Origin of the sequence: Planococcus shenhongbingii, assembly GCF_030413635.1 — a bacterium.
In the GTDB taxonomy this organism is placed as follows: domain Bacteria; phylum Bacillota; class Bacilli; order Bacillales_A; family Planococcaceae; genus Planococcus; species Planococcus shenhongbingii.
The window spans coordinates 386327-410912 of record NZ_CP129235.1 but is presented as its reverse complement, the minus strand read 5'-3'; the positions used below and the strand labels follow the sequence as shown (position 1 = coordinate 410912).

The 24586-nt window shown below is 45.0% G+C and carries 24 protein-coding genes; 5 read left to right on the top strand and 19 right to left on the bottom strand.

Features of this window, described 5'->3' with window-relative positions; genetic code table 11:
* Nucleotides 1-23: 23 nt before the first annotated feature.
* Nucleotides 24-1181, top strand: coding sequence for a class I SAM-dependent methyltransferase (locus QWY16_RS02185; protein WP_300991229.1), 1158 nt, complete (start codon nucleotides 24-26; stop codon nucleotides 1179-1181).
* Nucleotides 1178-1432, top strand: a complete 255-nt coding sequence (locus tag QWY16_RS02180) for a hypothetical protein (protein ID WP_300991228.1) — start codon at nucleotides 1178-1180, stop codon at nucleotides 1430-1432. Before QWY16_RS02185 ends, QWY16_RS02180 begins: the two co-directional genes overlap by 4 nt.
* A 97-nt stretch (nucleotides 1433-1529) precedes the next feature.
* Here QWY16_RS02180 and QWY16_RS02175 read toward each other — a convergent pair whose 3' ends face one another.
* The 4 genes from QWY16_RS02175 to QWY16_RS02160 form a co-directional block, all read right to left on the bottom strand.
* Complete coding sequence (locus tag QWY16_RS02175; RefSeq protein WP_300991227.1) at nucleotides 1530-1769, bottom strand: hypothetical protein; 240 nt, start codon at nucleotides 1767-1769, stop codon at nucleotides 1530-1532.
* A 208-nt stretch (nucleotides 1770-1977) separates the two neighbouring features.
* Complete coding sequence (locus QWY16_RS02170) at nucleotides 1978-2397, bottom strand: hypothetical protein (RefSeq protein ID WP_300991226.1); 420 nt, start codon at nucleotides 2395-2397, stop codon at nucleotides 1978-1980.
* 246 nt (nucleotides 2398-2643) lie between these two features.
* A complete protein-coding gene (locus tag QWY16_RS02165; protein ID WP_300991225.1) occupies nucleotides 2644-3258 on the bottom strand; it encodes an NAD(P)-dependent oxidoreductase in 615 nt (204 codons plus the stop codon).
* 24 nt (nucleotides 3259-3282) lie between these two features.
* On the bottom strand, nucleotides 3283-4014 hold the full coding sequence (locus QWY16_RS02160) for an NADPH-dependent oxidoreductase (protein WP_300993236.1): 732 nt from the start codon (nucleotides 4012-4014) through the stop codon (nucleotides 3283-3285).
* A gap of 219 nt (nucleotides 4015-4233) precedes the next feature.
* On the opposite strand from QWY16_RS02160, the gene QWY16_RS02155 reads away from it, so the two are divergent.
* Both QWY16_RS02155 and QWY16_RS02150 read left to right on the top strand, forming a co-directional pair.
* Entirely contained in the window at nucleotides 4234-4788 is a 555-nt protein-coding gene (locus QWY16_RS02155; protein ID WP_300991224.1) for a M15 family metallopeptidase, read from the top strand.
* A gap of 260 nt (nucleotides 4789-5048) precedes the next feature.
* Nucleotides 5049-6095, top strand: a complete 1047-nt coding sequence (locus QWY16_RS02150; protein WP_300991223.1) for a bifunctional glycosyltransferase family 2/GtrA family protein — start codon at nucleotides 5049-5051, stop codon at nucleotides 6093-6095.
* A 63-nt stretch (nucleotides 6096-6158) separates the two neighbouring features.
* Here the strand turns inward: QWY16_RS02150 and QWY16_RS02145 are convergent, their stop codons facing one another.
* The 8 genes from QWY16_RS02145 to QWY16_RS02110 all read right to left on the bottom strand — a co-directional run bounded on the left by QWY16_RS02145 (nucleotide 6159) and on the right by QWY16_RS02110 (nucleotide 15531).
* A complete protein-coding gene (locus QWY16_RS02145) occupies nucleotides 6159-7154 on the bottom strand; it encodes a GNAT family N-acetyltransferase (RefSeq protein WP_300991222.1) in 996 nt (331 codons plus the stop codon).
* A gap of 5 nt (nucleotides 7155-7159) precedes the next feature.
* Nucleotides 7160-7822 carry a Dph6-related ATP pyrophosphatase gene (locus QWY16_RS02140; RefSeq protein ID WP_300991221.1) on the bottom strand — a complete coding sequence of 221 codons (663 nt, stop codon included), beginning with the start codon at nucleotides 7820-7822 and terminating at the stop codon, nucleotides 7160-7162.
* A gap of 312 nt (nucleotides 7823-8134) precedes the next feature.
* On the bottom strand, nucleotides 8135-9517 hold the full coding sequence (gene fumC, locus QWY16_RS02135) for a class II fumarate hydratase (protein ID WP_300991220.1): 1383 nt from the start codon (nucleotides 9515-9517) through the stop codon (nucleotides 8135-8137).
* 94 nt (nucleotides 9518-9611) lie between these two features.
* Nucleotides 9612-11102 carry a UDP-N-acetylmuramoyl-L-alanyl-D-glutamate--2,6-diaminopimelate ligase gene (locus QWY16_RS02130; RefSeq protein WP_300991219.1) on the bottom strand — a complete coding sequence of 497 codons (1491 nt, stop codon included), beginning with the start codon at nucleotides 11100-11102 and terminating at the stop codon, nucleotides 9612-9614.
* 215 nt (nucleotides 11103-11317) lie between these two features.
* A complete protein-coding gene (gene floT, locus QWY16_RS02125) occupies nucleotides 11318-12841 on the bottom strand; it encodes a flotillin lipid rafts scaffold protein FloT (RefSeq protein ID WP_436837175.1) in 1524 nt (507 codons plus the stop codon).
* A gap of 24 nt (nucleotides 12842-12865) precedes the next feature.
* Nucleotides 12866-13402, bottom strand: a complete 537-nt coding sequence (locus tag QWY16_RS02120; RefSeq protein ID WP_300991217.1) for an NfeD family membrane protein — start codon at nucleotides 13400-13402, stop codon at nucleotides 12866-12868.
* Nucleotides 13403-14200: 798 nt separating this feature from the next.
* Nucleotides 14201-14914, bottom strand: coding sequence for a hypothetical protein (locus tag QWY16_RS02115; protein WP_300991216.1), 714 nt, complete (start codon nucleotides 14912-14914; stop codon nucleotides 14201-14203).
* Between the two features lie 95 nt (nucleotides 14915-15009).
* Nucleotides 15010-15531, bottom strand: a complete 522-nt coding sequence (locus tag QWY16_RS02110) for a P-loop NTPase family protein (RefSeq protein WP_300991215.1) — start codon at nucleotides 15529-15531, stop codon at nucleotides 15010-15012.
* A 231-nt stretch (nucleotides 15532-15762) separates the two neighbouring features.
* Here QWY16_RS02110 and QWY16_RS02105 point away from each other — a divergent pair, with 231 nt between their 5' ends.
* A complete protein-coding gene (locus QWY16_RS02105) occupies nucleotides 15763-15963 on the top strand; it encodes a cold-shock protein (RefSeq protein WP_006830093.1) in 201 nt (66 codons plus the stop codon).
* A 321-nt stretch (nucleotides 15964-16284) separates the two neighbouring features.
* Here the strand turns inward: QWY16_RS02105 and QWY16_RS02100 are convergent, their stop codons facing one another.
* The 7 genes from QWY16_RS02100 to QWY16_RS02070 all read right to left on the bottom strand — a co-directional run bounded on the left by QWY16_RS02100 (nucleotide 16285) and on the right by QWY16_RS02070 (nucleotide 24506).
* The gene (locus QWY16_RS02100; protein ID WP_300991214.1) at nucleotides 16285-17931 is read right to left on the bottom strand and encodes a serine hydrolase; all 1647 of its coding nucleotides are present in this window, start codon (nucleotides 17929-17931) and stop codon (nucleotides 16285-16287) included.
* A 135-nt stretch (nucleotides 17932-18066) separates the two neighbouring features.
* The gene (locus QWY16_RS02095; protein ID WP_300991213.1) at nucleotides 18067-19095 is read right to left on the bottom strand and encodes a F0F1 ATP synthase subunit beta; all 1029 of its coding nucleotides are present in this window, start codon (nucleotides 19093-19095) and stop codon (nucleotides 18067-18069) included.
* A gap of 123 nt (nucleotides 19096-19218) precedes the next feature.
* The gene (locus QWY16_RS02090) at nucleotides 19219-19674 is read right to left on the bottom strand and encodes a GNAT family N-acetyltransferase (protein ID WP_300991212.1); all 456 of its coding nucleotides are present in this window, start codon (nucleotides 19672-19674) and stop codon (nucleotides 19219-19221) included.
* Nucleotides 19674-20126 carry a hypothetical protein gene (locus QWY16_RS02085; protein WP_300991211.1) on the bottom strand — a complete coding sequence of 151 codons (453 nt, stop codon included), beginning with the start codon at nucleotides 20124-20126 and terminating at the stop codon, nucleotides 19674-19676. Before QWY16_RS02085 ends, QWY16_RS02090 begins: the two co-directional genes overlap by 1 nt.
* 108 nt (nucleotides 20127-20234) lie before the next feature.
* A complete protein-coding gene (locus QWY16_RS02080; protein WP_300991210.1) occupies nucleotides 20235-22859 on the bottom strand; it encodes an MMPL family transporter in 2625 nt (874 codons plus the stop codon).
* On the bottom strand, nucleotides 22860-23312 hold the full coding sequence (locus QWY16_RS02075; RefSeq protein WP_300991209.1) for a MarR family winged helix-turn-helix transcriptional regulator: 453 nt from the start codon (nucleotides 23310-23312) through the stop codon (nucleotides 22860-22862).
* 114 nt (nucleotides 23313-23426) lie between these two features.
* The gene (locus QWY16_RS02070; RefSeq protein WP_300991208.1) at nucleotides 23427-24506 is read right to left on the bottom strand and encodes an AI-2E family transporter; all 1080 of its coding nucleotides are present in this window, start codon (nucleotides 24504-24506) and stop codon (nucleotides 23427-23429) included.
* Between the last annotated feature and the right edge of the window lie 80 nt (nucleotides 24507-24586).

The window sequence follows — 24586 nt, the reverse complement described above, 5'->3', positions numbered from 1 at the left end:
CATGGAATACGAAAGGATTTGCAATGGAATTACACACAATGCATGAACAACTATCCGAGCGCCTGCAAGAACACACGCTTGTCTCGGCAACCATCAGCCAACCGCGTTTAAAATCGAATGAAATAAAACGGGTGAAATTGAAGCCGGTGGAAATTAAAAATGATTATTTTATTCAATTTGAATATCAGTATGAACATGTCCTCAAGCATGAGAATCTCTCAATTGAAAATGCACTTAAAAAACTGGAAAGCTTGTTTGAAGAATTCCGCCAGGCTTTGTTCCAGTTCACAGAAGAAAAAATACAAATTCAGCTCTCCAAGAAATTCAAAGTTTCCTGGAAAGCAGAGCAAACCGCAACAAAATCCGCAGAGCTGTCCCATAACCGAAAAAAACAGTATTTGCTGGAAGACGGCATCGCTTATCCATTCTTGGTCCGTCTCGGCGTCCAAAGTCCGGATGGCAAAGTGAAAAAGCAGAAATACGATAAATTCCGCCAAATCAACCGCTTTATCGAATTTATTGATGATGCGCTGGTGCATTTGCCAAAAGACCGGACTGTCCGGATTCTCGATTTCGGTTCTGGAAAATCCTATTTGACGTTTGCCTTGTATCATTATCTTCGGATCGAAAAAGGGCTTGATCTTCGAGTTACGGGCTTAGATCTGAAAAAAGAAGTGATTGAAGAATGCCAGCGCATTGCGGAAGATTTGGAGTATGATCAATTGGAGTTTTTAGTTGGAGATATTAATGACTATAACGAAGAATCAGCGGTCGATATGGTCGTCACGCTTCACGCTTGTGACGTGGCAACGGATATGGCATTGTCCCGGGCTGTAAAATGGAATGCCAAAGTTATCTTAAGCGTTCCTTGCTGCCAGCACGAACTCAATAGCCAAATTGCGGCACCGGAACTTGGCATCATGCTCCAAAATGGTTTGATCAAAGAACGCTTTAGCGCGCTCGCTACTGATTCCATCCGTGCCGAACTTTTGTCATTGGTCGGCTATGAAACACAGCTGGTAGAATTTATCGATATTGAACACACACCGAAGAATATCTTGATCCGGGCTTACCAAACCGGCAAAAAACCGGCACCTGGCCAGTTTGAACGCTATAAGGCATTTACTCAGTTATTGTCTGCCAAACCTTTCCTTGAAAACGAATTGAAGGAATTGCTATGAAACGAAAAAATCTAGTCAACGGTATGATCCTTGCGTTTTCGGTGATTTTCATCCGCTACTTGGATGTACACGTCTACGACATGAATTTGGTGGTTACGCTTATATTGATTGTCGTATTGATTGCCGGCTTGATGAAAATTGTTGATCGCTTTCCTTCTCTTGAGGAACCGGTTGGAAAACGGGCAGCGATGATCACCAACTTAACAGTCGTAATTGTGATTTTTTTATGTTTCTTTGGCCTTAACTTGTAAAGATGGTGTCAGCAGCGCCAATCGGCAAGCCCATACGAAAAGCCCGCCGGTTTCAATTGAAACCGGCGGGCTTTTCGTTTACTTTGTCTATTGTCACTTAAGAAATCTGATCGTCTTCTAATTTAGCTGCTTCTAATTCGATTTGATAACTTTTCTTGTATTCGCGTGTTTCAGCGAACAAGATTAAACTGAAAACACCTGCCAGAAGAAACGCCGGTAGCGAATCTTGTAAAAATCCCCAAACGAGTGAAACAAGTATTGCAGCGAATACAAAACCAATGGCTTTTGCTGATTTACTGTTTTGTTCTTTGATTTCTTCTATCTTGTATCGATTCATCCAATCACTCCCCCGATATAAGCATTATACGCAATTCGTACAAAAATAAAAGGGGAAAATGTTTTTTTCACACATTCTTAACATTTGAAATCTCAAATCCGTTAGAAAAATGTACTTATTTAACCAAGTCCGGGCAATAAAAATAACGCCTCACTGGATGAGGCGCTAGTTCTTGTTTTATTTATTCAGAGTTAGGTTTGCCTGGAATTCACGGCTGGTTGGAATTGGGTTTTTCTTCAGCCTGCAGCCGGATCGATTCTTCAACGTACGCTTGGACCGGTTCCAGTGTGAATTCCAATTTGCTTGTTTTCAAATTGTTGTCTAAATAGCCCAGCTGGTGTTCTTCTACGGTATCGGACTGCAGATTCAGCGTATTATTGATATAAAGCATACCTTCGTTGGTCGCCATCGGAGAAGGCGCACCTTCTTTCTCCCTTTGTTCAACCTGTTCCATGCCGATAATCAGTCCTTCTTCCAGCAAGGCGCTCATTGCTTTATCATATCGCTCTTTTCCAATTTCCTGTGACAGCCGCTGGTCCAGCGCTTTTATATCTTCAGTTGTGGCTCCGCGGTAATATTGCACATAATAAGCCAGCAGCACCTGTTCTTTGTCTTCAAATTCTTTCATGGCAATCCCTCCCGTTTCCTGTTCTTCCCCTCTTATTCCCTAATTTTCATGATAATATGCTTTTTAAGCACCTTATAAGTTGCAGGGATTTTAAACTTCATTATCATTAGAAGCTTCGACCGCTCCCGTGATTGCACGAAAGGCAAAAGCGGCACAAGCTTGGTTGCTTGTGCCGCTTTTTCATGATTTTTATGAGGAGTTGCCCGTGTCCGATTTCAAGCCGCTCGCAGCGGACAATTTCCCTGCTCAATATGCGATGCCGACCCGGCTGCGAATAAATGCAGTGTCTTTAAGCTGCCGATAAGCAAATTCAGCCGTATCGCCAACCGTAATTTCCTTGCTGCCTTCCGGCAAATAGTCTTTTTCTGTCCGGTAACCGCCGCGCTTCTCGCCGTCCGGTAAATAAGTCGGGCACACAATCGTCCAGTCCAGGTCAATGGCTTCCAATAACCGAAAAACCGTTTCATGTTCTTCGGCGGCAAATGTCAGTTTGCGGTTCGAGTCCCCGCCTTGGTAGCGGAGCTTGCCAGGTGTAAGCCGGCTGTTCAAAATTCCCGCAGTGCCAATGGTAATGAGACGCCGGATCCCTGCATTTTTCATCGCGCCGATGATCAGCGGCATAGCTTCAGACAATGTCGTAGTCCGGTCTGTTCCAATTGCGCTGAACACGGCGTCTGCGCCTTCAAGCGTCCGTTCGACATCTTCCGCTTTCCGGACGTTCCCAGTAATCACTTCAAGGTTCGGATGCTCGTCCAGTTTTGGAGAACGCACAAGTGCTTTCACTTGGTGTCCGTCTGCCAATGCCTGCTTCAGAATTTGTCCGCCAACCCGGCCCGTAGCACCAAAAATTGCGATTTTCATTGCCATTCCCCTTTTCTGGTTCTGTTATTTGAATAAAAACCCTTTTTTCGCCAATACATCCTTGATATCCTGGCGGCGCGGTTTTTTAAGGAACGAAGCCATCTGCTCGGTCCAGTTTGCAACTTTTTGGTTAGTGCTGCGTTCTTGATAATAGCGCTGAATGGTTTCATCGTATTCCGGCAGCAAAGTTTTATATTTTTCTTCATCGTATTCGTTTTCATGTAAAATCGCTTCGACCGGCAAGCGTGGTTTTACTTCATTGGCTTCGTTAGGAACGCCGACTGTCAAGCCATATACCGGGAAAACACCTTCCGGCAAGCCGACCAATTCACTGATCACTTCCATATTGTTGCGCACGCCGCCGATATAGCAGATGCCATATCCCTTCGATTCTGCTGCAAGCGCCAAGTTCTGCGCCAGTAAGGCAACATCGGTGACAGCCACAATCAAATTCTCCGCATGGTCATAGACAATCGTTTCGCCTTGCAAATCACCCGCGTGCTTCAAGCGGTTATAATCAGCGCACATTAAAAAGACCGCTCCTGCGCCTTCCATTTGCTGCGGATTACGCGACAATTCCCCAAGTGCTTTGCGTTTCTCGGGATCTGTCACCCAGACAATTGAATATGCCTGAACAAAATGGGATGTCGCTGCATGCTGCGCCGCCGCTATCAATTCGCTGACCTCTTCCCGTGTCAGCTGCTTTTCTTTATAGTCACGCACAGAAGCGTGAGATTTCATTAATTCAATAACCATCATCGATATCCCCTTTCCATTCTTTCTTCTATCGTATCAAAAATTTTCCTGCGGTACTCTTTTAACGATTTTAATTTCAGTCAATGCCGGGTCTTCGCCTCATTTATGGCAAGTTGATCCAACTGGACTTTTGCGGCCAGTTGATCATCCAGTTGAAAACGCAGGAGTCGTACTGAGTGCCAAAATAAGATAAAATAAATGCTGATGAGGTGAAATGATTTGAAAAAGTTCAAAACCGCTTTTTCCATTCTTTTTTTATTGGTGATCGGCGGTTTTTTCTTCATATGGATACAAAATGAAAAGGAATTCCGTGAAGAGTTGCAACAGCGCCCTGCACCTTCCGGACTGCACCCTATTGTTGAGGAAAAAAGCAATGAATTGATAGCAAAGGCAGCGGATATCGGAATTGACATAATCATTACCGACGGCTTCCGTTCCGCTAATGAACAAAACGGCCTGCATGCAAAAGGCAGAAGCACAGCCGGCAACGTGGTGACGCATGCACGCGGCGGAGAGTCTTACCACAATTACGGGCTGGCAATCGATTTTGCGCTGCGCCTCGATAATGGCAAAGTCGTCTGGGATACGGAACGCGATGACAATAATAATGGAAAAGCCGATTGGTTTGAAGTGGCCGCCATCGGAAAAGAACTCGGGTTTACGTGGGGCGGCGACTGGCAGCGCTTTAAAGACTACCCGCATTTGGAAATGACGTTCGGCTTGTCGATTAAAGAATTGCAGCAAGGCTATCGGCCTGAAGATGTAAAAGAATAAAATGCAAAAGCCCAGTTCAAGTTGAACTGGGCTTTTTCAGGCTGTCTAATGATTAGCGAGGGGTTTTCTGAAGAAATTCTTAAGATGAGTTATAGAAATGAAGAAAGAGGGTATTTTCACAATAAGCATTTCGGCTTAGAAAAATGCTTATGTCACTCTTTTTATTGGAGAAACTTCAAACAGCGGGATAAGCCAAAATGCTTTATCATGCAGTTCTCATCATTATTTTTAGTCAGCTGGAAATTGAAAGGAGGCCTTTTGTGAAACAATTCGCAGTTATCATTCCGGCTTATAAACCAGATACAAAATGCGGGTCTTTGATCAAGGAAATACTGGCAGCAGGATTTCAGAAAATCATTGTCATCGATGACGGCAGCGGCCCTGAATATGCCGGTTTTTTCGAAACGCTTTCTCCCATTCCTGAAGTGACGGTGCTTCGCCATGCGGTCAATCAAGGCAAAGGGCGGGCATTGAAAACCTCTTTCCATTACATACTCAACCATCAACTTTCCTATGATGCGGTTATCACAGTAGATGCTGATGGCCAGCATTTAGTATCGGACATGGTTAAAATAGCCAGGAAACTTGCAGAACTCCCTGGCCATGTAGTGCTTGGCGCAAGGGATTTCAGCCAAGAGCATGTGCCTTTCCGAAGCCGGTTCGGCAACCGCTTTACACGTTTATTATTCCGGCTTGCCACTGGTGCGGTTCTAACTGATACACAAACCGGCTTGCGCGGCATTCCAGTCCAGCATCTCACTCCTTTGCTGAGCGTAGCAGGCGAGCGCTTTGAATACGAAATGAATATGCTGGCGGCGCTGCGCGCTCAAAAGATTCCCCTTTCGGAAGTGCCCATCGAGACGGTTTACTTGGACAACAACAAATCCTCCCATTTCCATCCACTTCGGGATTCTTATCATGTCTACAAAATCTTTTTGTTATACGGTTTATCCGGAGGGGCGTCCTTCGCTTTGGATATCGGTCTGTACTGGCTGTTTATTCAGCTTTGGCGGAACGAAGAGCCGCAATTGTTCATTATTTTCGCAACAGTTGCAGCCCGGATTCTTTCTTCACTATTCAATTACTATATCAACCGCAACAAAGTTTTTGGCCAAGGTTCCAGAAAGTCCTTTATCCGCTATTACATATTGGCCGCTTTCATCATGATGATGTCTGCCGGTTCTGTTCACTTTCTTTACGCTGAATGGCTGGGACGTGGGGAAGTCATTCTCAAAGTATTTGTAGACACGATCCTCTTTATCTTCGGCTTTGTCGTTCAGCGCACCTGGGTTTTCCGAAAAGAATAAAATCTCCGCGTCCTCTTTTGAGGCTGCGGAGATTTTTTAATAAAGGCAGTTTTCATAATCGTGTTATCTCCCGTGCGCCCAGGAAATGCGCGGATCAATTTGCCGGGACATGCGGACCATGACAGGCTGGAACCCCAGTTTCGGCCAGAAATAGGAAGCCAAATGGTTAGGTGAATGCCAGTCGGCGAAAATATAATCAAACCCTTCTTTTTTCAGTTCCGAAAAGCAGTAGTTGGCCATGACTTTCCCTACCCCTTTGCCACGCAGGTCCGGATTCGTTGATGCAGCAGGCAACTCCACACAATTCATCGGCGCCACCAGGCTTAAAGGATCCGCTTTCCGGAAATACACGTGAAACCCGGCCACCCGTTCGCCTTGCTGGCCCAACCATAAATAGGCATCTCCGTCTGCAGATAATTCTTCATAGCTGCTCTTAATGTCTTCCATCGTCTCTTTCGTGATAGGAAGCCAGGACGGGGCCGATGCTTGATGAATGCTGTTCCATAAAGCCATCTTTTTCAGTAAAGGCCCGTCTTCGCCGCTTCCTTTTCGAAAAACCAGATTCGGCAAAGGCGTTAATGTTTGCGGTTCAAAATCTTTGAGCGGCAAGACAGCATATTTTTGTTCATAGCGAAAAGACTGATCCAGCCACTCAGCTACGATTTTCCGGTCTCCCAGCGGAACCATCATTACATGATGGAAGTAACCGTTTTTCACCCACTCCGCTCCTGCATCAGCATACAAGAGCCGCAGCAGGCGGGGGTGCTCCGATTCCTTGATGGCGATGGATTCATAGTCCATCCAAACATAGCGTCCTCTTTCCACGCTTTCTTTAAATTCATACAGCAAATAGCCGATAACATCGATGCCTCTCACTGCTACAATCCCACTGATATATGGCCGCTCCAGAATCTTACGGAGCACCGTCTCTGCTTCATCAAATTCTTCGAACTCTGCAGGGAAATAAGGGAAAAATTTCCGTTCTCGTTCATGGCGCTTAGCCAAAAGCACGGCCATTTGCCGAATATGCTGCTCTTCAACACCCATAAATTGAATCATCCAAATCACTCCTCAGATTGAAGTTTCACCTCGAGTATACGATAATGTCCAGCCTCCAGCTTTTTGCCGAATTCCACTGGAACCGGTTCAATAAAAATCGGTCCATCGATGATAATGGTATGAAATTCCCCTTCTTCCCCACAAGCATCAATTCCGAGCGCTTCCAATTCTTCAATTAATTCATGGGTGAATGCACGTCCAAGAAATACTTCATCCAGACGCGTCGTATCCACAACTGTAATAACCGCCTTAAATCCTTCTTCTATTAATTCTTTCAACAAGTCTTTTCTCGGTTCCTGCCAAAGCGGATGATTTACTTCCATCCCGGCTTCCGCACTTACTTTTTGGATCCATAACAAATGGTCTTCTAAATCGATATCCCCGTAAACCCCCATTTCAATGCCTTGCGCTTTAAATATTTTCAAGTGCTCAATAAATTCTTTTTCGTATTCTGCCCAGCTCGCTTTTCCAATCATGAGCGGCAAACCCATCCGGACTGCTTGCGCTTCCATCACCTCTAACGGCAAGCCATGGGAGCGTGATTTAGAGCCATCTTCTTCAAACATTGTAAACAGCGCAACCGGCACATGGCCGTCCATCACTGCCCGGTAGTACGCAAGCGCTGAATCTTTCCCGCCGCTCCATGACATGACAAATGTTTTTTGCATAATGCACCTCTTTTAATGATTTCGTTCTTCTTGTATGTACTTCGACATTTAAGGAATAAAACCTTTTGTAAAGCCGGATTTGTGAAGAATGGTTCCAGTCGCCATTGCAGTTTATGCCAGCTTTTATTTCATTATGCTCAAGTTCGAACTAGTTATGCCCAACTTACTTTTGTTGATGCCCAGCTTAGGTCAATTATGCCCAACTAAAGCAAAGCAGCTGATTTCGCAGCATATTCACTACAGAATCCCACCCAATCACACACGCTAAAAAAAAAGCAGCCGCGAATTCGCGGCTGCTTGCTTTCCATCTTATTATTTTCCGACCATGTTCTCCGGGCGTACCCACTCGTCGAACTGTTCAGCTGTTAAATGTCCGCTCTTAACCGCAGACTCTTTTAATGTCGTGCCTTCTTTATGTGCTTGCTTGGCAATCGCTGCCGCTTTTTCATAGCCGATATGAGGGTTCAATGACGTTACCAGCATCAATGAATTGCTTACATGGCTTTGGATAACGTCAAGGTTCGCTTCAATTCCTACTGCACAGTTGTCATCAAAACTGATTAAGCTGTCTGTCAACAAACGCACCGATTGCAGGAAGTTATAAGCGATCACTGGTTTGAAGACGTTCAATTCGAAGTTTCCTTGGCTTGCTGCAAATCCGATTGCTGCGTCATTGCCCATGACTTGAACAGCTACCATTGTCAAAGCTTCACTTTGAGTCGGGTTGACTTTCCCTGGCATGATCGAGCTGCCCGGCTCATTTTCAGGAATGGTAATTTCACCGATGCCGCTGCGCGGACCACTTGCCAGCCAGCGTACATCATTGGCAATTTTCATTGCGTCAGCTGCAAGCGCTTTGATGGCACCATGCGTATAAACCATTTCGTCATGGCTTGTCAGTGCATGGAATTTGTTCTCAGCAGAAGTAAATGTGGTGCCGACCGCTTCTGAGATAAACTCGGCAACTGATGGTCCGAATGTTGGGTCAGCGTTGATGCCTGTCCCCACTGCCGTACCGCCGATTGCCAATTCGCGCATTTCTTCAACGCTCGCACGGATCATGCGCTCGCTTTTCTCAAGCATATGTCTCCAGCCGCTGATTTCCTGGCCAAGCGTCAATGGAGTCGCATCCTGTAAATGCGTACGGCCAATTTTGATGATGTCATCGAATTTTTTCGATTTTTCATCAAGCGTCGCTTTCAATTTCTGAATAGCCGGAACCAAGTTTTCCGTTACTGCCAAAACACCCGCTACATGCATAGCCGTCGGATATGTATCATTTGAACTTTGAGACATATTGACATCATCATTCGGATGCAATTTTTCTTCAGAAGACTGCTCAGCCAGAATTTCGTTTCCACGGCGCGCCAATACTTCGTTCATATTCATATTAGACTGTGTACCGCTTCCTGTTTGCCATACAACTAACGGGAAATGGTCATTCCATTTGCCTTCGATCACTTCATTGGCAGCTGTTTCAATCGCTTTCATTTTCGCTTCAGAAAGTTTTCCAAGCTTATGGTTCGCTTTTGCTGTAGCTTTTTTCAATTGGGCAAATGCCATAACCACTTCGTGCGGCATGCGCTCAGTTCCGATTGCAAAGTTCTGAAGACTGCGCTGTGTCTGCGCTGCCCACATTTTGTCCGCTTCTACTTGAATTTCGCCCATCGTGTCTTTTTCAGTACGATATTGCATTCCATTCACTCCAATTCGCTTTTCTTTATGTAGTCTTCTCTTCTATTAAACACAAGCCGCAGAAAAAAAGCGACCTTTCCATACGAAAAAGCCGTTAATTTTGCTGCAGGAAAAACCCGGCAATGATGTCTTCATCCGAATGCGGGACAAACTCTCCCCGAATATTCTGGGCGCCGTTGATGCAGCCGCTTGATAATAGAACTATATCATTAGGGCCGCTTTCCTGCAGGGCCGCCACTACCGCTTCATGCCGGGTAGGCGCTGTCAATACTTGCTGTTTATACGGAACGGTAAACCCTTTTAACACTTCATTGACCACATCATTTGGATCATTGAAACCGGGATGGTCAACAGTCACGACGAGAACATCCGCTTTTCCTTCAGCTGCTTTGGCCATTTTCGGCATCTTGGAAAAATCCCGGATGCCGATTCCGGCGATCAAAGCGATTAAACGGTTATGGGGCAGCTTCTTCACTTCTCTCATCACCAAATCCAAAGCCACCGGCGTATGGGCATAATCCAGAATGATTTTTCGGTCTTCCGGGCCTTCAATCAGCTGGAAACGTCCTTCGACTTGCGGCATTCGCGGCAGCACCGAAATGATTTGTTCCATTGTGCTGCCAGACAGCAATGCTGCACCTATTGCAGCTGTCAGATTTCCGGCGTTATATTCTCCGAATAATGGCACTTCCACTTTAAAAGTCTGCCCCAGGTACTGCAAATCAAACTGCATGCCGCTTTCTCTGACCTGGACATCCGTCCAAATCAACCCTGCACCTGAATCCGGCTTTTGGCTATAAGTGAGTGCGGGATAATCAACTGCCGCTAAAATCTCTTTTGCCATGCCTTGGTCATCCAAATTGATAACTGCATTTTTCGTCTGTTTGAATAAACGCAATTTACATTCTAAATAATGCTCAAAAGTTTGATGATATTCCAAATGTTCCTCAGAAATATTGGTATGGATGGCTACATCGAACAAAATGCCTTCCACCCGTTTTTGGTCAAGTGCAATCGAAGACACTTCCATGGCAGCAGCCCGGTCGCCAAAAGAAACCAATTGGGAAAAGATTTGATGGATATCAGATGAAAGAGGTGTAGTTGGTGTGCTTTTTTTATAGGGCAATTTTCCAGCCGAATTATAAATTCCCGTAGTCCCTAGAAAGCCGCAGGAAATTCCGAGTAAATTGAATAAATTATAAACGTAAGTTGCCGTCGTCGTTTTTCCGTTCGTCCCTGTGACCCCTACTTTTACCAGTTGGTCCTGGGCTCTTCCAGAAAAATGACCGGAAACTTGTGCTAAAGCCTGGCGTGAATCTTCCACTGCCACAAATGTTTTTGTTGGATATTTGTCTGCATAGTTTTTTAATTTCGGCAGATCGGATCCAATGATGGCGACAGCACCTTTATCAATTGCTTCAGCAATAAACAAATGGCCATCCGTGTTTTCTCCGATTATACAAAAGAACGCCGAACCGCCTATCACATCAGCAGAGTTATAGGCGATGGAACTGATTTCCTGAGTCTCAGGCCCAAAGAGGCCTTCTTCCGATAAATACAGGCTGCGGCCGAATTGTATATTCATTGAACACCCCTTAATCTTTGAATAATTAATCCTTATGAATTTTTCCCCATAAGCTCGTATTAATATTCTATCATTTTAACTAAAGTCCGCAAACCCGTTTTCACTCTTCTATTGTTAATTTATTATATTTTCGGCCTATTCGTTCTTTTATTCGGCTTTACTTCAAATAAAAATGGCATAAAAGCGATTAAGCTTTTATGCCATCCAGCTGGTTGTCAAACTTGCTGTTGTTTAATTTCCTTTTCTTTTTCAGCTAATTCGTAGCGCAATTGTTCAATCGTTTGCGGATAATCTGTTTTACCCGTTAGGTTTTCCAGCATTTCACGGACATCAATCCCTGACGATTCTTTCAAAGTTTCCTGCAGGGATGACATTAGATTCGTGGCGTAAGCAGTGACCTTGTTGGCTCCGCCGCCTTCTCCGCCTCCCGTGTCCACCACGGTGATTTTGTCAATGTTGGCAAGCGGGCTGGCAATTTCTTTCGCATACTCCGGCAACATCTTCACAATCATGTCAAGAGTTGCAGCTTTTCCGTACATCTCAAATGCTTCCGCAATCTTGCGTTTTGCTTCCGCCTCAGCCAAACCTTTCATACGGATAATATCCGCTTCTGATTCACCCTGAGCGCGAAGAGAATCGGCTTTCGCCAAACCATCCAGGCGCACTTTTTCGGCTTCCGCTTTTGCCATTGCTTCGACGCTGTATTTCTGTGCGTCTGCAACCGTTAATTGTTTCGATTTTTCCGCTTGCGCCGCTTGTTCAACCGCATAACGGTCGGCGTCCGCTTTTTTCTTCACTTCAGAATCATATTGGCGCTCGCGGCGCTGAATTTCTTTTTCTTCCAGCTCAATCTGCTTCTGGCGTTCAATGATGCGGATTTGCATTTCCTGTTCGACGACTTCCTGTTTCGAGCGCGCGGTTTCAAGCTCATACGCCTGGTCAGCCCGAGCTTTCGCGCTGTCCTGCTCCCGCTTGTATTCCGCCACTTTCAGCAAATTCTCTTTTTCTGCTTCAGCGATTTCAGTAGCACGTTCGATTTCAGCGCGCTGTGCATCTTTTCCGGCTTCTGCCCGTTTGATGCGTGTCTGCATTTCTGATTCTGCTGTTGCGATGTCTGCATCCCGTTTTACTTGGGCAATCCGCGCTTTACCGAGTGAATCCAAATAACCGTTTTTATCCCGCACATCTTTAATCGTAAATGATACGATGATCAATCCCATTTTCGCCAAGTCATGTGAAGCGACACGCTGGACTTCTTGGGAGAACTTATCACGGTTCTTATAAATTTCTTCTACTGTCATGGATCCCAGAATCGAGCGCAAATGGCCTTCGAGCACTTCTTTCGCTTCGTTTTCCCGGTCTTCTTTTGATTTGCCCAAAAACTGCTCTGCAGCAGTGGCAATTTCTGAAATAGAGCCGCCAATCTTGATGATGGCCGTTCCATCTGCCATAACCGGGACACCTTGTTCCGTATAAACTTCCGGAGTTGTTACTTCCAACTTGCTCGACAACAAACTCAGCGGCGCCGCTTGCTGAAATATCGGCAGCAAGAAAGTCCCTCCGCCGCGAATGATTTTTATCCGGTTTCCTGAATCATCCGTGTGAACATTTTTGGTGCCCAAATAACTTCCCGTCACAATCAATGCCTCATCTGGCCCTACGGTCTTATACTTAGTAATGTAGACCCCAATTATTGCTAATACAACAAATGCAGCAATCCCTAATGCAATCCAAGTCATTTCCATCCTAACCCCTCCTCATTGTCATTTACTTTTGCTAAATAGCGGTTCATAATCCCTGACATACAACGTGCCGTCTTTTACTTCAATGATCAATACTTGCCGATCTTGGCCAATTGCTTCATTGTCGAACCCTGTTGCCCGTTTTGAAATGATTCCTCCGTAAGTTTCAATAATGACTTCCCCGTAGCCGTCGACTGGAATCGGAATAATCACTTTCGCCACTTGGCCCAGCAGCGATTCGTCCGTATAGGCAATCGAAGATTCTGCGGATGACAATGGCAGTAAAATAAAGAAATATAACAAAATATCAAGCAACAGTGCCACAACCGCAGCGATTCCCAATATCGCAAAACTATCCAATTTCGTCGTCACTTCGAGCAAATAACCGGCCGCAGCCAGCAAAGTGATGAATGCCAGAATGATCGTCGGGTTAAAAAAAGGAAGCCCATCCCCTGCATCCGCAATATCGCCGAAAAAGACGTAAAGCAAGGTCAATGCACCTGCGAAAAGAAGAGTATACATATACAGCTGCTCCATGGATAAACCGAACAACTCCATTCCAAAACCTCCCATCCCGTCCATTCTTTATCATTCTACTTAATATACGGCATAAATCCACAAAAGTTTCAGAATTCTTTAGGAATATAAAAAAACCTATTCTTTTTAAAGAACAGGTTTTGCAGCTTGTTGAGAAAGTTGAAATTTGTATTAGTGACCTCCCCTTACCGATATTCCGCCAACCAGCTGCGAAGACATTGGCCGAAGATTGTGAGGCCAAGTCTTTGCGACGAAGCGCATAGCGCTGCAGGAGCATAGGTTTTCAGCCGCGGGCGAGCGCCAAGCCGCTTCGTCGCTTACGCTCCTGTTTCTGCATCGCTTCGCTAGCTTCGAAACATGAAAGGGCGTTGCAGGGTCTCGGCTGTCTCGCTTTCCCGCAGGCAAGACATTAGCCGAAGCCTGCGAGGCTAAGTCTTTGCGACGAGCTTGCGCAGGAGCAGTATGTTTTCCTTCGCTGTTTGACTCCATATCTGAAGAGCAGGAACAAAGAATAGAGAGCTTTCTCAAAAGATCACTCTTTTAGAGAATCACAAAAGGTGACAAAATAAAGTTGAATGCAGCGGAGGGCGGCGACTTCTGCGGGAATAGGGCGAGTCCTGAGACCCCGCAGGGAATGAATGGGGCAAAGTAATTTGCCCCGTTCATTTGCGACGAAGCTAGCGCAGCGATGCAGGAGCACACGATTTTCGCCAGCGAGCGAGGAGGCTTAGGGCCGCCCCCCGCGAAAAGCGTCCGTCCTGGAGCGAAATGAGAAAAGGCTGCCGAGAGTTTCTCGACAGCCTGAAAAACCTGTTCTTTTTAAAGAACAGGTTTTACAAATTCAATTTCATGGAAACCTTTGACTAACTGAAAGCCAATGCCGACATAGCCATGGTCCAGAAGTTGGCGCTGCTTTTCTAAATCATCCAGTTTTACGGTTATATGATTTTCATACCGGATAGTTGGATGCTCCAAATCTTTCACCAAAATATAGCGGTCCATGCCATTGTATTTTTCTTTTAACGCTCCAATATGCATTTGCTGAAGAAATTTGTCTTTTAAACTGGGAATGTTCATAGGCGCTACGGTGCAGCATACATAGCGGAACTGCTGTTCCAGATTCGGCAGTTCTTTCATAATCACTTCAGCCAGTTTCTGCTGCAGCCGATTGCCTCTGTATTCCGGCAGCACGACAGAAATTTCCTGATAAATGACATTCGGCAGTTCTTCTTCCGGAAGGCCAAGGTCCAACCCCAAATGTTCATCGTCAATTTCCGGAATGAGAAGAGCCCGGAATCCAATCAGCTGATCCTCCACGAATGCCCCAATAAGAAGTCCACGCTCATTCAAAATGAATAGAAATTCTTCAGTTGATAATGGTTGAAGCGCCGCTTTCTCTGGAAGCGATTCAATGACTTCTTTTTGCACTTGTTCAATAATAGGCAAGTCCTCTAAGAACAGCCGTTTCATATACATAGACTCCGTTTTCCGAAGCGCTTGGTTTGTGACGGTTCCTTCGTACAAGAACTTCATCGTTTATTCTCCTAGTCGTATAATTTTTATAGCTCTAGAATACCACTTCAGTTCCTGAAGATGTTGCAGTTTTTAAAATTATTCATCGTTTTCTATTAATGGGCAATGCTTTTCAAAAATCCATTAATCTGTTTTTTATTTCCTAAAAAGATTATTTGATTTTCCGGTCGTACTTCCTGAAATTTCCTCATTCGCTCCCGCATTTTCACTTTGCGTGCTGCATATGTAGTAACGATGAACTTCAGAAATTCCAAATCCATTTTTTCAGGACAGCCTTCCGCCATATCCGGCCGTGTATTGCCGATATTTGTCAGCCAGCGTTTTAATACCCGGTACAAGCAAACCCTTAAAGGCAGCTCCAAGTAAATAAATGTATCCGCTTTTGCAAAACGGATATCAAAGCTGTCGCTGTAATTCCCTTCAATAATCCAGCTTTCCCCTGCCGTAACTTTTTCTTGCGCCGCTCTGAATTCTGCCGGTTCCGCTTCTATCCATCCTGGTTTCCAGTAAATCGAATCAAGATGATGCACTGGCAGGCCCAGCTTTTCCCCAAGCTCAGCAGCAAAAGTCGACTTCCCTGCCCCGGCAGATACCCCTGTCACCATAATTTTTTTCAAAGCCCTCCACTCCCATTCCCATGCGATTCTTATAGTATATATATAAACGGTTTCTGAAGATAGATTAGTTAATTTTAAGATTGGGCTTGCAATTTCTGTAACCTCATGTTATTCTAAGGAAGAATTATTTTTGTTCGGATAACTTTGTATAAAGTGTCAGATGTTCATCTGCAAGATTTGAGCAAGGATAGTAATACAATGTATGCAATTGCATACGAGGAGGAAACACACATGGAACAAGGTAAAGTAAAATGGTTTAACTCAGAAAAAGGATTCGGCTTCATCGAGCGCGAAGGCGGAGACGACGTATTCGTACACTTCTCAGCTATCCAAAGCGAAGGATTCAAATCTTTAGACGAAGGTCAAGAAGTTACTTTTGACATCGAGCAAGGCCAACGCGGTCTTCAAGCTACTAACGTTCAAAAAGCTTAATCTAACCTAACTATCTTATGGGCTCTCCTCACGGGGAGCTCATTTTTTGTGCTTTTTTATCCTTGCCTCAACTAGACTAACCTACGTTACGGATTTTATTGCCTGTGATCTGCTTTCATTAAGCATGCATAAACTTCTAATTTAATTGAATCTTGCTCTTAATCAAAAGAAAACAGGCTGCAGATTTTCCGCGGCCTGTTTTCTTTCATTTATTGAGTCGGGTTCATGTCGAAGTACAGCTGAAAGCCGAAAAAAATCAACGCGCATACTACAAGGGTGCCGACTACTATTATGATTGCCAAATTTCGCCCACTCATGCCCTCACCCCTTCTTAAAAGTTCCTTCGATTAACTTCAATGCTTCAAAAGCCCCTTCGCTTTTATTGGACAGAACCGTCAGGATTGTTCCATCTTGCGGATAAAAACCGGAATGGAAACTGACACCCGGGTCGTATCCCGTGATATGATATTTCCAGACAAAATCCGCTTTCTGCATAATCCAGACGCCGTAGCCATAATCGTTTTGTCCCGCCGAGACATGGGGCGCCAGCATTTTTTTGGTCATTTCTTCAGAAAGCAATGTATAATCCATCAGCCGTTCCCAAAAAGCGGTCATATCACTGGCCGTCACAAATGCCCCGCCATCTGCACCGCCTTGGATCGGGATGGCATATTGGTTGGTGCGCCATGAATCTCCTTCATCAATATAGCCGTAAGCTACTCCCTTAGGCAAGTGGTCAAGGCTGAAAAACCCTGACTTCTCCATCCCCGCCCGTGCAAAAATTCTCTCTTCTGCCATATTGATAAATGCCTGGCCCGCTACTTTCTCTGCAATAAGCCCAAGAGCAATAAACCCGGCATTGTTGTATTGGAATTTTTCCCCGGGCGCAAATTTCATCGGTTCATCTTTAAACAACGGCACAAAATCCGCTCCGGACTTCATTAAATACATTGGCTTCTTTACCCAGAGCTCTTCAAAATTCTCCATCGTTTCTTCGTCAAAATAATCCGGTATTCCAGAAGTATGCGTCAGCAATTGATGGACAGTAACATCAAAATCCGGGAAGAAATCCGGCAATAGCTGCGATAAACGATTTTCAAACGCCAGTTTTCCTTCTTCAACTAATTGACAGATGACCACTGCTGTGAAAATTTTGCAGCCAGATGCAATCCCGAATCGGGTGTCCAGTGCATTCGGCCGCTCATTTGAACGGTCTGCCCATCCCTTGGCAGTTGACCAAACATCTTCTTTTTTCAGCAAGGCAACTCCTGAAAAGTCCATATTTTCCAAGCCTTCAGAAATCGGATTAGTCGGTTGGACTTCCTGAAAATCTCCTTCTTCTGTGATGCCAATCTGCCGTCCATCCATCAGCTCAATCGATAAAGGATGGACTTCGCTCTTTTGCTTCGAGAAGTACCACGTCCGTTTCGGAGCTACCAGTAAGATAAATGCATCTCCTTGGCCTAGAAAATTCAATGCATGTGGTTCGATTCCTTTATTGCCCCGCACTGGAATGTCCATGGCTTCGATTTGTTCTCCTACTTCTTTCACATGTTTCGTTGTAATACTCACTTCACTGATATTGAGCAGGGAATCAACAGTAAAATTGCCCATACGGTCGATATGGCGCCGGGCGATAAACTCGACCACGTTGCCAGCAGGATCCTGGAAATAAAAAGCATCCGCGTTGAAATTTGCATAATAGACTTCGTCCATGCCTTCCTGGCGGTTCAGTGTGACACGCGAACTTGCCCAGCCTTTCGCCAGTGTAAACTGGTTGCCTGGAATATTAAATGCAAAATGGTAAATCGCTGGCCGTTCTGATGCTTGAAAGACCAATTGAGAATCACCGACAGCCAGCGTAAAGCTGGTATCGTCTTCTTCTACGATCCGAAAACCCATTTGATACTCATAAAACCCTTTCATTTCCTTTAGCCGATTTGTATATAAGGTCACTTTTTTGAACATGTGATCACCTCTTGCTTTTAGCATACCGAAATCTTTCCTTTTTTTCCTCTTTTAAATTTAGTCCAGATTGAATTTCATTAATTTGCAGTTGCTAATGCACATATAAAACCAATAAAAAAAGGAGCACAAGGCTCCTTACAATGTTCCAATAAATTGCAATTCTTTCAATTCCTTTGCATCTGTCTGGCCATTTAGAATGGCTTCCACATCGTTCAAAGTTTCTGCCAGAGAAACGGCTGCGCCTGCTTGGCCGGTAAGCTCTTCAGCTACAAACAGAGGTTGGGTAAAATATGCTTCCAGCCGTTCTCCACGGCGATACGTTTCGATTTCCACTTGCGGCACGCGCTCCATTCCGTGAGCATTGACGATGGACCGAAGCTCCCGGTAGCGGCGAAGCGTTTTTTGCGCACGTTGGCGAAGCAGAAAATGGCGTTCATCCAAACCGGCTTCTTCCAACAAAGAAGACGTGGAATGAAGCGGACTCAAAGCCGGATACTGATGGCGCGCAGCTAAGTCTGCATCCAACTGCCAAACGGTTTCAAGCGGGCCAAACGGAAAATCGTCATCCACTACTTCGCCGGACAAATCCACCAGCAGCGTCGTGACTTGTTTGCCGCCGAGCGCTTCCTGCAATTCGAACAGCTCCCCTGAATCTACTCTTCCTTTTTCCGTAACCAGCACCGTTTTGTCACCATATTCCCTTAACCATTCCAAAGTTTCTGCAACAGAGCGAGTCATGTGGTCTGCCAGTTCAACTATTCCCTCCAGTTCCGGATGATCGTTTTCCGGAATCAGATAAACTGTTTTTACTTCCTGTTCTTTAAAACGATGAAGCAATTCAGCTATAATCACCAGCTGCCCCATCCCTGGACGTGCAACAATGCCGGTTGTGCCGTACTTTACTAATGGTGCGAAAAAATCCAATGCTTTAATCTTAGTTTCGATCATTGCCATCTTCTCCCCCCGGATAATGAGTTCATCCACTGTACACTTTGCCAGTTTAGCCAGACCAACCAAAGTTTTCACTTCCGCTTTCCCCAAATCGATTTTGCCGGTGCATAAATTGGAAACTGTCGCCGGCCGAATGCCTGCTTCTTTAGCAGCGGTCGTTAAATTCGGCACCCGCTTTCTCAGTAATGCGACATTCAATCTTATATCGTCCATTTCATTCCTCCTCCCTAATTACTTTTAATCGTAATTCATTTTACTTTTAAAAGCAATATTATTTTTCTTTCTAGAGTAATTTAATTTACTTCGAAAAGAAAAACCCTTCAAAATTGAAGGGTTTCATCTTATTTTGTATTCAAGGCGCACCATGTCTTGGCACAAGATGCCATTTTCGATAATCGGCTCAAGATAATGGCGGGTAAAAAAGCCCCGATCAATCGAGGTCATTCGGAAACCGCATTTTTGATAGAGTGCCAACTGATCAAAACTCGAGTTTCCCGTGCCGATTTCGACCGTTTCAAAACCAAGCCGCTGCGCTTCCGCCAACGCATGCTGCACCAGTTTTTTGCCGCAGCCTTTGCCTCTTTCAGACGCTGCAACGGCAATATTCTTTATTTCCACTTTGGTATTAGAGATCGGCAATAACACGTAAATCCCAATCAGACGAAAATCTTTCTCTGCGATAAAAGATATCCCTTTTGACACGTATTTACGCACCAACTTTTCAGAAGGATCCGCTTCAAGCAGTAGCTCTATCGGCAAATCTTCGTCTTTTTCCAGTTGCCGAATATCCATCACTTCGGTTCTTTAAAGCCTTGGTCAATCAGATAATCTTCTGCGTCACTAAATGTGCCGAAGCTTTCTTCCAGGTTTTTGCCCGTATAGATGTTCCAGAAAGGCTCTTCATAGACAAGGTCCAGTTTTTCGTTATCGCGGTTCGTCCACGTTTTGTCATACGGAGGTTCAGGCTCTAAAGACAAGTAATCCAAGGCATCTGCGACAATGCTGCGAAGCTCCTTGTCGGAGAAATCACGGATATTGACGAAGCCTTTCGCATCCGCTTCATAGTGCGGCAAGTTGCCTACATACACAAATCCATTGCCGTTCGGGTGAAGGTGATAGACAACGATTTTTTTGTCATACAGGCTTTCTTCGTAATGGAAGTTCACACGTTTCATTGACACATCTTTACGTGTCAGTTCCGGAAACGATTCAATTATTTCTAGTTTTTGTTCAAATGTAAGCACGTTAGTTACCCCGTTTCATTATTGTTGATTCTTAGCCTAGTATAACATGGCATCAAGCAATCCTACATTAAACAGAAAAAAGCTGCACCGAGGCAGCTTTTCCGTCACTTATGAATGTTTTTTATTGCCGAATGGCCACCAGACTCCGCGGTCAAATGAAACTGAGATTGCCGGGATCAATAGAGGCAAGACAATCAAGCCGTAAAGCAAGAGGCCAGTAATAACAATCGTCGCAATCTGAACCAAACTGAGGACGCCAGAGGGCATCATTGCACCGAATGTACCTGCCAGAATAATGGCTGCTGTAATGATGACCGTACCCATTTTCGCCATGGACGTTCTCATCGCATCGCGGACAGTGCCGCCATTTGCCGATTCTTCGCGGAAGCGGTCGAGAAGGAAAATCGAGTAATCGACACCGAGCGCTACCAGCATGACAAAACCGAAGAATGGCACAGCCCAGCTGATGCCGTCATAGCCAAGGCCATTGACGAAAATCAATTCCGCAATCGAAATCGATGTGTAATAAGTTAACAGCAAAGATCCAATCATATATAGCGGCATGATCAATGAGCGGAAAAGTATTGATAGAATCACGAACAAACTGATCAGCATAATGGTAACAGTTTTCGTGAAATCACTAGAAGAAACTTCCTGTAAATCGCTGTTGATGCTAGCAATGCCGCCGAATGCGATTTCCGTTTCTTCAAGCGGTGTATCTGCTATTGTGCGTTCGACTGCTGCTTTGATTTTTGCAGTTGTAACAATTGCGTTTGGAGAATAAGGGTCGTCCGACAAGATGACTTCCATTTTCATGCCGGTGCCTTCCGCAAAAGCATAGCGGTCCAGTACTTGCGCAAATTCTTCACTTGCAAGCGTGCCTTCCGGAATAAACAGTCCGGTATCGCGAACGGTTTTGCTGTCGCTCATTTTTTGCATCATGCCTGCTGCTTCGGCTAGGCCGTTCTGGATTTCCACAAGTCCTGCATTCGAAGCGCCAACGCCATCAGACAGCTGCATTAACCCTGCACCCAGTTCCCCGGTTTGCCCTGCTGCTCCAGCCAATCCTTGCTGAATTTCAGTCAGTCCACCGCTGATTTGCGGCAAAGCACCTACCGTCTGCTGCACATTTCCCGTTTGCTGCAGCCCTTGCGTCACAAGGCCCAACTGGCCATTTAATTGCTCAAGTCCCGCAGCAGCTTCACCAATGCCGTTTGCACCACTGGTTTGTTCACTGATTCCCGTCAGATTGGTCTGGATGTCATTCAGCCCGGCCTGCACTTCGCCCAGGCCGGTACCTGCTTCAGTCAATCCAGCTGACAACAGACCCAATTGTCTGTCTGCATAAAGGTCTTCAATTACTTCACCTGTAGGGCGGGTAATGGAGCGAACTCCTGCTACGCCGTCAATTTTCTCGATTTCCTGGCTAATTTTTTCAAAATAAGGCACGACAGATTCTGCAGTTAAATTTTCATTTGACTTAACGATAACTTCGACGGGCAGTGAATCCCCTTTGCCGAAGCCGTCTTCAATTGCACGCAATCCTTTTACCGACTCAAATCCCGAGCCAATTTCATCAACGGTATTGAATGACAGTGAATTATTGTATGTAAACAATAAAGGTACCGTAATAACCGCAACAACCAGCATCGACAAAAGTGGACGGTTGATTGATAGTTTGCTCATCGCAATCCATAAATTACTGTCTTTGTGGCTAGCTGATTTTTTCGCCGGCCAGAACAATTTTTCTTTCAGCAATGCCATAAAAAATGGCACAACAGTATATAACACCAGCAGCAACACAAAAATCCCTACTGCTATGGCAACTGCAGACTTAAAAATTAGAAATTCCGCAAAACCGATTGCAAAAAATCCGATAAATACAGCGATTCCGCTGACCAGAAGCGTGCGTCCAGCAGTTTTGTACGTATTAAAGATTGCTTCCTCCACTCCATGTCCCGCTGATAATTCCTCTTTATAGCGGCTCAGCAACAGGATGCAGTAGTCTGTTCCGATTCCGAAAAGAATCGCCACCAAAAAAATCTGGGTATAGTTCGATACCGGGAAGCCAAACCAGTCAATCAAATAAGCAACAATGGACTGGCTCAATAAGTACGAAATCCCAACAGCGACAAGCGGGATGAACGGTGTGACGATTGAACGGAACACCGCGAGCAGCAAACCGAAGATCAAAACGACCGTAATTATTTCTGTTCGTTTCAAGCCTTCTTGAGCGCTGATATTGACGTCATTATTGATGATTGCTTCACCGGTTACATAAGCCGTCATGTCTCCCGGGATAATCGATTCGCGGATGTCTGCCGCTACAGCATTCACTTCTTCATCGGTGCCATCAACTGTAACTGGCATCAAAACCGTTTTCTGATCTTCTGAAACTAATTGTTCTTCAAGCTCTGCACTTTCTACCGGATTCAAAACGCTCGTCACCGGTTCTCCAAGCGCTTCAATTTCGGAAGCCATTTCCGTCAGTGTTTCCCGCATCGTCCCTTCCAATTCACTTTTGAGGGGGATGACTAAAGAAATCGTTTGTTCTGCAGCCTCCGCATCCGCTAAAATCGTTGCTGCCTTTTGGGATGAAGCTTCTTGTGAAAGCTGGAACGAACCCGCTTTCTCTGCTTGCTCCGTTAAGTTTGGTGCCAGTAGGAATAAGGCAACGGTTAGGAACATCACGCCAATCGCAATCGGCCATTTCAGTTTTAAGACGGTTTTCATTTACGACACTCCATCCGCTTTAATAATGTCTTTCAACTTCCGGAAAATCGTCAAGAACTGATCGATTTCCTCATCGTTTACGTGCTGTGCCAATAAATTTTCGATATAATCCGTTAATACTTTATCCGACTGCACCAGGACTTCTTTTCCCCGGTCCGTCAGTTCAACCAATTTTTCGCGACGGTCCTGCTGTTCCGTCTGAACAAAGCGGATAACATCTTTTTGCAGCAATTTTTTGATGCGGCTGGAAATCGCACTTTTATGTACCGCCTGCAATGCAGCTAGCCTGCTGGAGGTGATGCGCTTTTCTTTGCTGACCAGTTTCAGCATTTGAATCTGTTCCGGTGAAAACTCTTTCCATAGCGGATCATCGATGGATTTGATGACGCGTTCTGTTCCGTAGAACATCACTTCTTGAAAGAGATCGACCGCCTCTTTTATTCGAATATCCAAAATAGTATACCCCCTCAACTAATAATAATTAGTTTAGGGGGTATACTATTAATCGTCAAGCAATATCTATTCACGAAAAAACCCCCTGCAAAATGATTTGCAGGGGGTGCAGCCCTATATTTCTTTTGTTGCGGTATCGCGTATTTCTTCACGGCGTGCATAGACGTTTTTGGCAATCGTCTTGATGACCGCATAGACAGGGATAGCGAGGATAATCCCCCATAAGCCGGCTATATTCCCAGCGGCTAAGATCAAGGTGATGACGGTCAACGGATGCACGTCAAGCGCGTTCCCCATAACGTTTGGCGTAATGAGGTTGCTTTCAATCTGCTGGGCAACAAGCATAATGATTCCCACGTAAACTGCCATAATCGGATCTTGGACAAGCGCAATGATAATGGCCGGAATTACGGCGATATACGGTCCAAGAAACGGAATAACGTTGGTCGCCATTCCAATGATTGAAAGCAATAATGCATATTCTAGTCCGATAATCAGATACCCGATCAGCAGCATGATGCCGACTAAAAAGCTGACAAATAACTGCCCTTGAATGTAGGACTTCAACGTATGGTCGACGTCACTTAACGTTTTCCGAATCCACGTTTTTCGCTCTCCTTTAAAGAATCCGGCAACAAATGGTGCGAACTTCTGATGGTCTAAAAGAAGGTAAATCAAGAAGAACGGCACAAGAACAAGCGTAACGACACCTGAAATAAAGCTTGCCAGGAATGAAAGAATCCATCCCCCGATATTGCTGGCCCACTCCCCTATACTTCCGGACATGCTATTGACCTGTTCTTCAATTGATGCAGGCAAACGATTACGCTGATCGAATAAATATTGAGTATAATCTTCTACGCCTTGAATAATTGCCGGTGCATTTTCAACAAGTGCATTGACTTGTTTTGTTACCATTGGGCCAATCATGGCATATAGCAAGTAAAAAATAAGGACAATCAGCAGCAGAATTGTAAGGACTCCTGCCCATCTTGGAAATTTACGCTTCTCTAAAACATGAAGCAGCGGCCGGCTGAGATAAAAAAGAACGCCTCCGAGCAGCAAAGGCACAAATATAGTTTGCGCAATAATGAAAAATGGGTCAAAGATGGCCTGGACTTCTATAAATAAACGAATAATGACTAAAGCCAATATAATGCCTACACCCGCTTGAAACCAAAGCTTGTTTGTCACACAGCTCACTTCCTTTCTTTTTTCTGTATACCCAGTTTACCATGAATATGCGACACTTTATTTATTAGCAATCCCAAACT